Source organism: Vibrio gigantis, assembly GCF_024347515.1.
Taxonomy (GTDB): domain Bacteria; phylum Pseudomonadota; class Gammaproteobacteria; order Enterobacterales; family Vibrionaceae; genus Vibrio; species Vibrio gigantis.
Genome location: NZ_AP025492.1, coordinates 1,547,306 through 1,558,944, shown reverse-complemented (window position 1 = coordinate 1,558,944; position 11,639 = coordinate 1,547,306). Strand labels below are relative to the sequence as shown.

The 11,639-nt window shown below is 43.7% G+C and carries 11 protein-coding genes; 1 reads left to right on the top strand and 10 read right to left on the bottom strand.

Going from position 1 to position 11,639, the window contains the following annotated elements:
- Positions 1 to 122: 122 nt before the first annotated feature.
- From OCV56_RS07095 to OCV56_RS07080, 4 genes are all read right to left on the bottom strand, one after another.
- Positions 123 to 1,847, bottom strand: a complete 1,725-nt coding sequence (locus OCV56_RS07095) for a methyl-accepting chemotaxis protein (protein ID WP_086713321.1) — start codon at positions 1,845 to 1,847, stop codon at positions 123 to 125.
- Positions 1,848 to 2,464: 617 nt separating this feature from the next.
- A complete protein-coding gene (locus OCV56_RS07090) occupies positions 2,465 to 2,881 on the bottom strand; it encodes a MarR family winged helix-turn-helix transcriptional regulator (RefSeq protein ID WP_086713320.1) in 417 nt (138 codons plus the stop codon).
- Positions 2,859 to 3,854 (bottom strand): CDF family Co(II)/Ni(II) efflux transporter DmeF, encoded by a 996-nt coding sequence (dmeF, locus tag OCV56_RS07085; protein WP_086713269.1) that lies wholly within the window; start codon positions 3,852 to 3,854, stop codon positions 2,859 to 2,861. The genes OCV56_RS07090 and dmeF overlap by 23 nt, the downstream gene beginning before the upstream one ends.
- Before the next feature lie 277 nt (positions 3,855 to 4,131).
- Positions 4,132 to 5,043: a LysR family transcriptional regulator gene (locus OCV56_RS07080; protein ID WP_086713268.1), complete on the bottom strand. Its 912-nt coding sequence runs from the start codon at positions 5,041 to 5,043 to the stop codon at positions 4,132 to 4,134.
- Between the two features lie 215 nt (positions 5,044 to 5,258).
- Here OCV56_RS07080 and OCV56_RS07075 point away from each other — a divergent pair, with 215 nt between their 5' ends.
- Positions 5,259 to 6,518 (top strand): adenylosuccinate synthase, encoded by a 1,260-nt coding sequence (locus OCV56_RS07075; protein WP_086713267.1) that lies wholly within the window; start codon positions 5,259 to 5,261, stop codon positions 6,516 to 6,518.
- 70 nt (positions 6,519 to 6,588) lie between these two features.
- Here OCV56_RS07075 and OCV56_RS07070 read toward each other — a convergent pair whose 3' ends face one another.
- The 6 genes from OCV56_RS07070 to OCV56_RS07045 form a co-directional block, all read right to left on the bottom strand.
- On the bottom strand, positions 6,589 to 7,530 hold the full coding sequence (locus OCV56_RS07070) for a GGDEF domain-containing protein (protein ID WP_086713266.1): 942 nt from the start codon (positions 7,528 to 7,530) through the stop codon (positions 6,589 to 6,591).
- Between the two features lie 130 nt (positions 7,531 to 7,660).
- The gene (locus OCV56_RS07065) at positions 7,661 to 8,299 is read right to left on the bottom strand and encodes an OmpA family protein (protein ID WP_086713265.1); all 639 of its coding nucleotides are present in this window, start codon (positions 8,297 to 8,299) and stop codon (positions 7,661 to 7,663) included.
- An 8-nt stretch (positions 8,300 to 8,307) separates the two neighbouring features.
- Positions 8,308 to 9,864, bottom strand: coding sequence for a TadE/TadG family type IV pilus assembly protein (locus OCV56_RS07060; RefSeq protein ID WP_086713319.1), 1,557 nt, complete (start codon positions 9,862 to 9,864; stop codon positions 8,308 to 8,310).
- A 10-nt stretch (positions 9,865 to 9,874) separates the two neighbouring features.
- Entirely contained in the window at positions 9,875 to 10,432 is a 558-nt protein-coding gene (gene tadF / locus OCV56_RS07055) for a tight adherence pilus pseudopilin TadF (protein WP_086713318.1), read from the bottom strand.
- Complete coding sequence (locus tag OCV56_RS07050; protein WP_086713264.1) at positions 10,422 to 10,904, bottom strand: TadE/TadG family type IV pilus assembly protein; 483 nt, start codon at positions 10,902 to 10,904, stop codon at positions 10,422 to 10,424. Before OCV56_RS07050 ends, tadF begins: the two co-directional genes overlap by 11 nt.
- Positions 10,891 to 11,628, bottom strand: a complete 738-nt coding sequence (locus tag OCV56_RS07045; RefSeq protein ID WP_086713263.1) for a tetratricopeptide repeat protein — start codon at positions 11,626 to 11,628, stop codon at positions 10,891 to 10,893. The genes OCV56_RS07050 and OCV56_RS07045 overlap by 14 nt, the downstream gene beginning before the upstream one ends.
- Positions 11,629 to 11,639: the final 11 nt, after the last annotated feature.

The following is an 11,639-nucleotide window of genomic DNA, read 5'->3' as shown; positions in this document are numbered from 1 at the left end:
CCTTATTCTTATTTCTATCTGTCCATGGAATTGCCTATCCATCAGATACAAAAAAGGCGCAGATAACCCGCGCCTTTCTATTAAGTTGTTTGGCCGTACTCTTTAACGCAACTAGGTTGCTTCTAAGATGTCTTAAACTGCGCGACTGCTTTGTCCATGTCACTTGCTTGCTCTGCGACTTTATCGACTTCAATCAAACAGTGTTGAGCTGATGCGTTATTGTCGTTCGAGATGGTGTTCAGCTCTGTGATTGAATCACTCACTTGCGCCATCACTGCGCCCTGCTCTTCAATTGCAGAAGCAATACGTTCAGAGTTGCCTTGAATGCTTTCCATATCGCTTAGGATAAGCTGCAGGCTTGCATCAAGTTCTTCTGAATCTTTTAGTGTTAATTGGCCTTGTTGGTTACACTCTCCAATCTCTGTCATCGAAGCGTTCATTTGGCTCTGAATTGCCGTAACAACACTTGTGATTTCAGTCGTTGATTGATGCGTGCGGCTTGCCAATGCACGTACTTCGTCAGCAACCACGGCAAAGCCGCGGCCTTGTTCACCTGCACGTGCAGCTTCAATTGCAGCGTTCAGTGCCAATAGGTTGGTTTGTTCTGCAATACCTTGGATGATGTTTACCGCATCGCCAATTTGATCAACATGATGGTTCAGTGAGCTAATCGAATCTTGGCTGCTTGAAAGGCGCTCAGACAACTGGGTAATATTATCGATGGTCGCGACAACCACCTCTCGGCCCTTGTCTGCATTCACTTTCGCTTGATGAACACCTTCTGCAGCAACCGATGTGCTTTCAGAAATTTCGCCAATGGTGAGTACCATCTCTTGCACTGAGGTTGTCATGGTTGAGGTATGGTTAGCTTGCACTTCAAACTGTTTGATTACTGACTCTAGCTCGTCATGCATGTTCGACGTGCTTTGTGTCAGTTGCTGTGACTTAGATTGAGATGCCGCGATCAAGCCTTCTAGCTGATCAAGCAATTGGTTGAAGTATTGGCCTAAAGTGCCGAGTTCGTCTTTGCCATCAAGGTGCGAACGAATAGACACGTCGTTAGAATCAACGATGTTGCGAATCACCGAAAGCAGTGACTCAATCTTGCCGATAATAGAACGGACAATTAACCAACTGAACAGAATGATCGACACGAGTAGCGTGACGCAAAGGATGTTGTTGATCAGCGATAGTTTGTCCATCTCTTGTTGGGTTTCTTGGTCTAATACAGCGGAAAACTCTTTAAACTGAGTTTCGATAGCGTGTGAACCAGAACGGGCTTCGCCTAGCAGACCTTCGTTGTGCTTCAAGCCAATCACTCGCTTCTGTTCAACCACTTGACGAGCAGCATCTATCAAAGCAGCTGAGCTACTCATATTCGAAGTTATAGAAAGAACACTCGGGTCAAACTTCCCCTTCTCAATTAAGTCATTAAACAGGTAAAGCTCGATTTTTTGTTCAGCACTGGCTGTCGCGCTAATGCTATCGAGCAAAACATGAAACTCGCCTAGCAAGCCTTTGTCTCGCGCAAACCCATAGACTTCACTCGCTTTTACTAAGTTAACAAAGCTTGTGTGGTAGGTTTCGATGTCTTCACGTAGGTGTGTACTGTTCGCTAAACCTAAATCACTGAGCACCGCATTAAGCTCAGATTCAGACGCTAAGAATTTATTGTAGTTTACGTCGAACTTGGCGAGGTACTTCATATCACTACGTAATAGGAAATCTTTCTCGTTACGGCGAAGATTGAGTAGTCGCACTTCAAGTTCTTTGGTGATTTGTTTGGCTTCGCTCATTTGAGCGGTGGTGTCTGCAAATTGCGATGTGGTAAACAACAGTGAAATCATGCCGAAGATGGAGAACATCCCCAACGAATAGAGCTTTTTCTTTATATTCATATACGTGGCTCGTCTTTACTAAATTAACTATGAGTATCTAATTGATCGCATCGAAGCATGGAATACAACTCGTGCGACCTGGTTATTGTTATGGTTATGGTTTTTGTATCAGTAATGAGCACTAAACCTAGCGACTGTTTAGTCCACCAGCAGTGACATTCTCAATGGTATTCAAACAGAGAATGATTCTTCTCACTAAAGATAAATGCATCAATAACACAAATTGAATACATGTACATTAGTTGAATGATAAAAGTGAGAGACAGCTATTTGACGGAGCGTGAAGGCCTGAACACCCCGCTATATAAGACTTTGAATTAAAACACTTTGGACTATTATTGACTGAAGGGTTAGAAATGACGTTTTTTTGGCTCATAAAAGGAGCAAGAGCGAAGCGCAATATTGGAGATTTTGACTTGTTTTTTTAAACTGTGAATCCATCGATTGGTGATTGTACTGTCGAGCGTAAACGGCGAGAAAAATGGACCGACTTAATTCGAGTCAGGTCCATTTTTGGATTTCTTAATCAATCGCTTTGCCGCTAATAAGTTAGGGTGCGAACTTAACTAAAACGCTTTTACCATCTTGGTTAGGCTCTTCAATAACACCACTTTCTCGTCTTCTTCGATGTCTTGCGTCAACTCATTAACCAAATTCAAGTGGAGTTGGTTATGATGAACGTGGATTTTTTGGCCTTCATTAGTTAAAGCAACCACAATTGCTCGGCGGTCGGTTGGGTGTTGATGGCGTTCAATCAATTCTGCTTTAACCAACTTTTCGATTTGAACGGTAAGTGTACCCGTGGTGATACCCAACTTTTCAGCGAGCTCTTTCATTCTTAACGCGCCATGCATACCAAGTACTTCAATGGTGTGTACTTGAGCCAGGGAGTAACCCGTCTCTTTGACAACAGACTGCTCCCACGAAGACATTTTATCGTAGAACTCAGTCAGTATTTGGTTAAGCTGTTCTATATTTCGCATGGTCATTTGAATGTACTTCAAGAGTAAGATGATTAATCTTATCAAACTTGGCGAGCATTTGTTTATATTCAGAGACGCTTCTGTCGCTGTTTGATTCAAGAGTAATCGCCGCTGAGTAGTGATGCCCACTCACCTTCCACATATGTAAGTCGGTTACGGCTGCATAAGGAGCTAAAGCTTCAGTTATGCCGTTACGGTACTCATCGTCAATATTCTGATCGAGTAAGATTGGACTTGTCTGTTTCATGAGGTTCATTGTCCATTTGGCAATCACAACCGCACCAACCATACCCATTGCGGCATCCAACCAGTTCCAACCGTAAAACTTACCAAATAGCAGAGCAACAATCGCCAACAGAGAAGTCAATGTATCGGCCAAGACGTGCATGTAGGCCGCACGCAAGTTGTGATCGTGATGGTGCCCTTTGTGCTCGGTGTGTTCTTGATGCCCATCATGTTGATGATTGTGGTTGTGTCCCTTATGTTCAAAATGAGAGTGTTCGTGTCCATGATCATGTCCGTGGTCATGATGATGGTCCCCTAGCAAAAACATACTCACGACATTCACTGTCAAACCAATACACGCAACAATAATCGCTTCATTAAACTGAATAGCCTGTGGGTTGAACAAGCGATGTACTGACTCCACCAGCATCAACAACGCCACAATACCCAATGCAATCGCGCTGGTGTACCCGCCTAATACGCTGACTTTGCCCGTACCGAAAGAGAAACGTTCACTGTCAGCATGCTTCTTCGCATAACGGTAGGCGAACAAGGTGATACCAAACGCTGCAGCATGCGTTCCCATGTGCCAACCATCAGCAAGTAACGCCATAGAACCGTAAATAGTACCTGCAATAATCTCGACAACCATGGTGATGACGGTTAACAAGAGAACGTAGAAAGTGCGTTTTTCACCTTGTTGATTGTGTGAAGAGAAGTTGTGTTGATGACGTGTTGGAAAACTCAAAATGGCGTCCTTAGATTGTGTTAGTAGTTAGACGATCTTTCTTATTAAGATAATTTTGATTAACAAGTAATTTGATCATCAAAGTAATTCATTGAAATTTAGTTTGATAATCAAACTTTGTCAACGATGAGTTTTGAGGCTCTGATTTACAGAAGGAATGGATGATGAGAGCTTTAAGTTATCTCTATAGCCTACTGCTCTGAGCAAGAACGGTACTTTACCGACACAAAAAAGCCCACACGCGGCGGGCCTAGATAGATCTAATTGAGAGATGGAATTATTTGTTTTGCAACAGAGTAATCTCATCATTGACCCAGCCTAACAACTGCTTGGTCGCTTTCGACAACACTTGACTCTGCCTCACGATGTAACCAAGGCTAGTGCTCGAGAAGTTGGTTAATGGTGTCACTTTCGAATTCAAGTGCTGCTTGGTGGACATCGCAAACTCAGGAATGATGGCAACCCCAAATCCCGCTTCTGCCCAGTCGATTTGAGCGTCAACACTCCCTACTTCCATTACCCTGTGATTAGGTAGATTCAAACTTGGTAAACCTTCATCGATGAAGTCACGTGTTCTCGTATCATGCCCCAGTAGAATCAAAGTCAATTCCGCTTCTGCTCCTTCATCTTTTAGTTCACTTTCTGTCGAACGATTAGAGTCTTGGAAATCTAAGCCATCGCCAAGCGCACACCAAGAAAGCTCTTGCAGCTTAGTGAAATAGAGTGACTCGTTGTGCTGTTCTTTGGCGATAACAAAACCAATATCCGCTTGAGCATTTTTAACTAAACTCGATGCCTGAGATGAGGTGGTATTCAATAGCGTAAGGTCAATACCGGGATACTGCGCTTTGAACTTCTGGAACGGACGAATCAACAAGAATCGAGAAATGATGTCACTCACAGCAATGGTTAACGTCCCTATTTTAAGGTCGTTGATGGCATTGAGATCGGCCTGACAAATCTGCAGTTCGAGTAGCGTTCTTTGGCTTGTTTCCAATAGCCGCTCACCCGCTTGAGTCAATTGAAATGGGCTTCTCTCTATCAACTTTATACGTGTTTGTTGCTCTAATTGTTTCAGGTGCAAACTCACATTGGGCTGTGTCATATGAAGCGCATTTGCCGCTTTCCCAAAATGCTTGTACTCCGCAAGCGTCACAAACGTCTTCAACAAATTAATATCGAGCATCATGTCCTCTCTCTCGTGTCACTTATATCATTCCCTAAAAATGAAGAATGCCCCTTCCGTCATTCCCTACAGTGAGGGACGAACGTGATAGGGAATCTTGCTTGTAGGTTAAGACCTTAAGGACATATGGAATCCTTATCAAGATAATAAAGATAATTAATTTCTCTTATTCTTTTTGCAGGACTAACATGATTTCTCAATCAGTCAGGAGAAAAATTATGCCATCTATTGTTGTTGTAGGCGCAAACTGGGGCGACGAAGGCAAAGGCCGTATCGTTGATTTTTTAGCAGACCAAGCTTCTGCTAGCATTCGCTTTCAAGGCGGAAACAATGCAGGTCATACTGTGGTAAATGACTTCGGTACATTCAAACTGCACCAACTCCCTAGTGGTATTTTTAATCCTGATTGTGCGGCGGTTCTTGGCCCTGGCATGGTGATCAGCCCTGCTGCGCTAACTGAAGAGATTGCAGAAGTACAAGCGGCTGGCATCAAAGTGAAAATGGCGATTTCAGACCGTGCGACACTGTGTCTACCTTTACACGCCCTTGAAGATACGCTTGAAGAAGAACGTTTAGGCGATGGTGCTTACGGTTCAACACGTCAAGGTATTGCGCCAGCGTACGGCGACCGTGTAATGAAGAAAGGCATTCTTGTGGGTTGGTTGAATCAACCTGAGATTTTAGAGCAGCGCATTCAGTTCCTGCTTGATTGGAAGATGCCTCAGCTCAAAGCGCTATACCCTCAATGTGACTTCACTCAAACCGCTTCTGAAATGACAGAGTGGCTACTTGAAGTGACCAAAGCTTGGCGTCCGTTCATTTGCAACGTGACTGAACCGCTTAAAGCACTTCAATCACAAGACGCAAACTTACTATTTGAAGCTCAATTAGGTGCAGGTCGTGACCTTGTCTACGGTGAATACCCATGGACGACCTCTTCTAATGTAACTGCAGCTTACGCAGGTATCGGTAGTGGCTTACCAGCCCTTCGTCCTGAGCGCGTTATTGCCGTTGCTAAGTCATTCAGCTCATCAGTGGGTACTGGCACGCTTGTTACGGCAATGGAAGAGCAAGACAGCTTCCGCGAAAGCTCTAACGAATACGGTGCAACAACAGGTCGTCCACGTGATATGGGTTACTTCGACGCAGTAGCAACTCGCAACGGTGTTGACCTGCAAGCCGCGACTGAGATCGCACTGACTAAGATTGATTGCTTGTCTGGTTTATCTGAACTTAAGATCTGTACGGCTTACTCAGGTGAACATACAGAGAACCCAATTTGGCCGCAAACTGCCGAGCTAAAACCTGTTTATGAAGATATGGCAGGTTGGGGTGAAGACATCACGGGTTGCCGCACGTTTGAGAGCCTTCCTCAAGCAGCACAAGATTACGTAACTCGTATCGAAGAGTTGATGGGCGTGCCAATTGTAATGGTATCGGTAGGTCCTGAACGCGAGCAAATGATCATTCGAGCTTAGTTAAGAAGACGGTACAACATCTACATCAAAGCCCACATTCAGTGGGCTTTTTTACGTCTGTCACAAACGGCTAAATCTTATTTTTTTTATTGAGGTACATGTTTTCATCGGACGACTTTATTAAATTAATGATATTGAAGTTCCGAGAGTCAGCGATACCACAACCATATGAAAAACCGAGTGGCACCTCATCATCACAATGAAAACTTTTAATGAAATCATGAAATTCAGCACGAATTTTATTGATCAACTCAAAAGCATACCCCGGCTCTTCTGAATGAATGACGACAATGAATTCATCACCACCAATCCTAGCCGATATACTGTTATACGTTGAATTGTTTTTAATGCATGACGCAAAACCAGATATATAATCATCGCCTTTGAAGTGGCCATACGAATCGTTAATGTACTTCAAATTATCCAAGTCGAAATACAAACAAACGATCTCGCCATCACTTATGTTTGCTTTGTTGAATTCATGGAAAAAGCCCCTTCGATTAAGCAGCGTCGTCATGATATCAAAATGACTGTTTTTGTATAAAATACGGCTCTCTTCTTTTAAGAGAATTTCAGAACGCAATAGAGTCGATATGTTTTCAATCAAGCTAACTTGGCTTTCGGTATACGCTGTTGGGCTTAAATCAAACACCAAGAGCACCGCAAACACTTCACCATCGATATCTCTAACCGGGACGCCACAAAACGATTTATAAGCATCCTTACCATTCGCAGAAACGGAATCACCACCAGCGTGACCACTCAAATAGACCGTGCGATTTTCGTTATGCACATACTCACAAAAGAGGCTAATTTTGCTCTTATGTTGGTTGCACGATATGTTTGAGGAGCTCCATACACTCTCAGAACCTGAACAACTCAAATCAGAGATCATGATGATGCCCGCATTCGATGCGTCCATTATGTCTCGTATGTTATCTAATATAGATACCCAAGTATCGACATCGATATTTCTTTGCATCCCTTCAGAAGAGAACTTATCAAAAAGCATTAATATTTCTTTAGTATCAGATAGTTAAACTTAGTCGAATATTCATTAGTAAACGTTGTAACAAAAATCCCGAGAGCGATGATCTAGGGCGGTTATTACCTACCACTCAGCAACAACCAAGCCCTACATCCTAATTTTCTAATTCAGCGGCATCGTTCGAAGAAGCCCAAATTTCCGAACGTCTATTCTTCGCTCTCCCCTCTGCAGTTGCATTGGAAGCAATAGGCTTACTTTCACCAAATGAACGAATAACAAAGCGGTTTTTCTCAACACCATCGGCAATCAAGCCATCCGACGTAGTCAGCGCTCTTTGTAGCCCTAGCGCTTGGTTATAACCTTCTGCGCCCGTACTGTCGGTGTGGCCATCTACAGTAATTGAACTGCCGTTAGTCTTTAACTCACCTGCGAGCTGACTCAATGCTTTACTGCCCATCGGCGTTAAGTTGTGTTGGTCAAAACCAAAATGGAGGCGAGCCAACAAGCCTTTGCGTTCTTGGTTACTGATCCAAGTCTTACAGCCTGATTGATTCATGCCCAGATTGGATTGGCCTGCTAACGCTTGTTTGAGCTCGCTGTTGTCAGACGACTGCTCTATTTGTAGAAAGCCTTGTCTATGCTGTGCAATGCCGACGACATCATCGACTCTTACACTATGTTGATATTCACTGAATGCGGTGTCGCAATAAACGCTGACACCTTCTTCCGCATGAACGATAAAACTAAGTTGCAATGTCGATAGGACGATTGAACTGATCATTAACTTTTTCATATTTTCCTCTAATACAACTTAGTGATTCCGCTTGTTTTTGAGCCTTTACGGATGAGTTCTTCTATCTTTTCAATCAATTCATCTAGGTTAGATACATCGATGATGTCTTCATTTGGGTCTTCTACGCAGTCTTGAAAACCACTTTGTTGGGAAGCTCGAAAATCGATACCAATAACACCTATGTATAAGCCCGGTATCTCTTCTCTTGCTTTGTCACACATGCCTCTGTCGACTAACCCTCTGAGGATGCCGTTATCAGGGCTTTCTTGCCCATCACTTAAAATGAGCAGCATCTTGATTTTCTTGTTGTAGGCTTGTTGTTCTTCTTGATCAGCGCTGTTCGGGTCACCGTCGTGCAAGATTTGCGATCCTCTCAATATGCCTTGAAAGGCCGCCGTTCCACCGTCTGCCCACATCGAATTAATCGGATTCAAGTCTGAAAGCTTGTTAGATAGGCGAATGTTGGAAAACTGTGATGAATTGGAAGAGCCATGTGCATTAAATAGCTCTGTTCCACTCACACCATAGAAATCGGGCTGTAACCCCGACTTATCCGTAAACATCGTCGACACTGATGTCGATAAATCCACATAGTTGTATACGTCAGCAACTCGGTAACTATCTTGATAAATCACATCCTTAATACGTTTGGCGTACTTTTGATTGTCAGCCTTTGGATTTGAGCAACGTGACTGTCGGTCTGCACATCTAATTACGTCATTTTGAGAGTACGTACGCCAGTAATCCCAGTTAACATCATTGTAGGAATAAGGTGATACGTTGGTTTTATAGTTATCTTTGTAGCTCAATTGACTTGTCGCGTTAGCTTTATTACCCGAGACGATTTCCCTCGTTCGAACGTTAAAAGGGACAAAGCCAACTCGGTTGAGCAGTTTATCTCCGGTGGTATCTTCGCCCGGTTCATCACACACGTCTTTCAATTCTCCATCGACATTCTCTTGTTCAATCGATGTGCAAAGGATTTTGCTGGATATTTCATCGATGGCCGTTTTCAGATCGTCGATTTTTATGTGTCGACTTGAACCCCATCTGTCATTCATTGAACCGGAAAAGTCCGACACAAACACAATGTCGATGTTGTTATCACCCAGGTAGACCGGGTACTTTCGAGCCAATGAACGCCCCGCGAGATCTTGCTGCTCATCAAAAGACGGAATAAAGCTGCTCGCAAACCAAGAGTCGTGCGTTGTCTTGGCATTCACCGTGTATTGGATGTACTCAAGAACCCCTGCCCCCTCGTCTTCTGCTTGGTGGAAACGGTCTGCAGAAAGGTTGGTTGATTTAATATCACGAACATAGTTTTCTACATATTTAGTCGCAAGCCCGCGAGCCTGATCCGGTTGATCTTCAATAGTCACTGCTATGGCCGCAGCCTCTGCTGAATCTCGTAATCGACTGGTCTCTTGAACATAACGAGTGCCTTCCACTGCCCAAAAGGTCATGCCCATGATTGGAACAAGCAATAAGCCCATCCACACCGCGGCAACCCCTTGTTGTCTTTGGAGGCTGATATGCTGGCGATTGATATGACGATCGTGCTGCATGTTCATTTCGTTATCTCCCAGGCATTATTGAAGATGAGCCAATCTTAACCGTGGAGCTCGTGCCACCGTTGAAGAAAGGCTTGAACCAAGAGCTTTCCTCTTCACAAAGACTGATTCGGTATAATGGATACACAACCCCCTTCTCTACAGGTGCTAAATCCGCATGTTCGAGAATCGAATCGGTTTGGCAATTTAAGCTTCGATACTTGCTGGTTGAGAATTCAGCGACATTCGTTTTATTGGTCAATGACTCTATCCTGATGGCCACATTGTCTACTGGTGTATTGAGCATTCGACTTGCCACTTTCGCCATCTCTTCTAACTCTGCATTGGTTACGGGTAGGTTTTGTCCTGCTAGTACGTCGGCATCAAAGTAACGAGTGCGTTCTTTAATGACATTCACCAAAGCAAAGCTGGATCGGTCTAGTTTGGCGCGCACGAGCAACTGATAACTCAGATCTGCAGCAAACAGGTAAACGCCCCACAAAGCCACAAGGATGAAAACTAATTCAATGGTGTAAGAACCTTGTTGGCGACGTTTCGAAAACATACCTTGATTACGGAGCATCATCTGCCCACCCCTCGTGTTCTAGGTTCAAAACCATGGTGCGTGAAATATTTCTATCTGCGGCACCGGCCAATTTAATGACTGGGGTATAACGGTAGGTCACGGTGATCTCGGCTAAGTCGTAATTGAAGTTCAAGCCTTGATCTGAGTGCCCCCTGTTAGCGATAAAATCGTCATAGTTTTTGAAGTACTGACCTGCGATAGAAAACCGTGAACTATCAATTAAGAAGCTCCATAGGTTGTCATCGTCTTCAATTAACGTCCTAAACTTATTCTCGTATTGCTCGTTGATCCCTTTACCTTCATAGATTTTGGTATTCCTGATGGTTTCTCTCAGCGAATACTCGGTCATGTTCACAACGTAGATTTGGTAACTCGATTCGAAGATCGCAAAGGTGGCAAAAAACAGAACAAGCGCACCTAACACAAACTCAATCGCCGTCACGCCTTTCTGCTTGCTAAGACGCTTCATCATTAACTCCCAATTGAGTTAATTCAGCAGCGATGCTCTGGATCTCTTCTGCTGAGAAATCGCCTTTGAGCAACTTTTTTGCCGAATCGATTTGCTGGGTTTTCATCAGAGCAATAGCCAGATTCGCTTTAACGGTTTTATTCGCAGGATCTGCTTTTAACACCGGGGCTAATGTTTGAATCGCTTGTTGATATTCACCATTGGCCATTTGAATCATTGCGATATTGTTCTTAACAACGACATCGTCATAACCGCGTAAACGAGCTTGGTTGAGCTCTTTCTGTGCTTCGTCGTATTTCCCAGCTTTGGTGTAAGACACGCCGAGCAAGACGTGAATTTGACCGGTTCTGTTTCCTGCCTCGATAGAAGCTAAGTAAGCAGTAATAGCACTCCCAATGTCATTTTTTGCATCAAACACTTGGCCTTCTAATTGGTACAAGTTGGGATTTTCGAACCCCTGTTTTTGCAAGTGTTGGACATAAAAGTCAGCCGATTCAATATCCCCTTTGTAGAAATAAGCCCATGCCAATTTCTCTTTAACTTCTGGGTCTTCGGAGCCTTGCTCTAGCTGAGATTTGTAATAACTAATCAAACCATCATAGTTCTTCACTTTTTTCATGCTCGTGACGTCGGCAAGCTGCAGGTCTTGTGGTGACGGTGCCGATTGACAACCCGCCAATACACTCAGCGTTAACAAGATAAAACCGATACGTTTTCCAATCATTAGTAATTCTC

Excerpts from the sequence above, each read along its gene's own strand:
- OCV56_RS07095 (WP_086713321.1), bottom strand. The coding sequence starts at position 1,847 with ATGATTTCACTGTTGTTTACCACATCGCAATTTGCAGACACCACCGCT.
- OCV56_RS07090 (WP_086713320.1), bottom strand. The coding sequence starts at position 2,881 with ATGCGAAATATAGAACAGCTTAACCAAATACTGACTGAGTTCTACGAT.
- OCV56_RS07080 (WP_086713268.1), bottom strand. The coding sequence starts at position 5,043 with ATGATGCTCGATATTAATTTGTTGAAGACGTTTGTGACGCTTGCGGAG.
- OCV56_RS07075 (WP_086713267.1), top strand. The coding sequence starts at position 5,259 with ATGCCATCTATTGTTGTTGTAGGCGCAAACTGGGGCGACGAAGGCAAA.
- OCV56_RS07070 (WP_086713266.1), bottom strand. The coding sequence starts at position 7,530 with ATGCTTTTTGATAAGTTCTCTTCTGAAGGGATGCAAAGAAATATCGAT.
- OCV56_RS07065 (WP_086713265.1), bottom strand. The coding sequence starts at position 8,299 with ATGAAAAAGTTAATGATCAGTTCAATCGTCCTATCGACATTGCAACTT.
- OCV56_RS07060 (WP_086713319.1), bottom strand. The coding sequence starts at position 9,864 with ATGCAGCACGATCGTCATATCAATCGCCAGCATATCAGCCTCCAAAGA.
- tadF (WP_086713318.1), bottom strand. The coding sequence starts at position 10,432 with ATGCTCCGTAATCAAGGTATGTTTTCGAAACGTCGCCAACAAGGTTCT.
- OCV56_RS07050 (WP_086713264.1), bottom strand. The coding sequence starts at position 10,904 with ATGAAGCGTCTTAGCAAGCAGAAAGGCGTGACGGCGATTGAGTTTGTG.
- OCV56_RS07045 (WP_086713263.1), bottom strand. The coding sequence starts at position 11,628 with ATGATTGGAAAACGTATCGGTTTTATCTTGTTAACGCTGAGTGTATTG.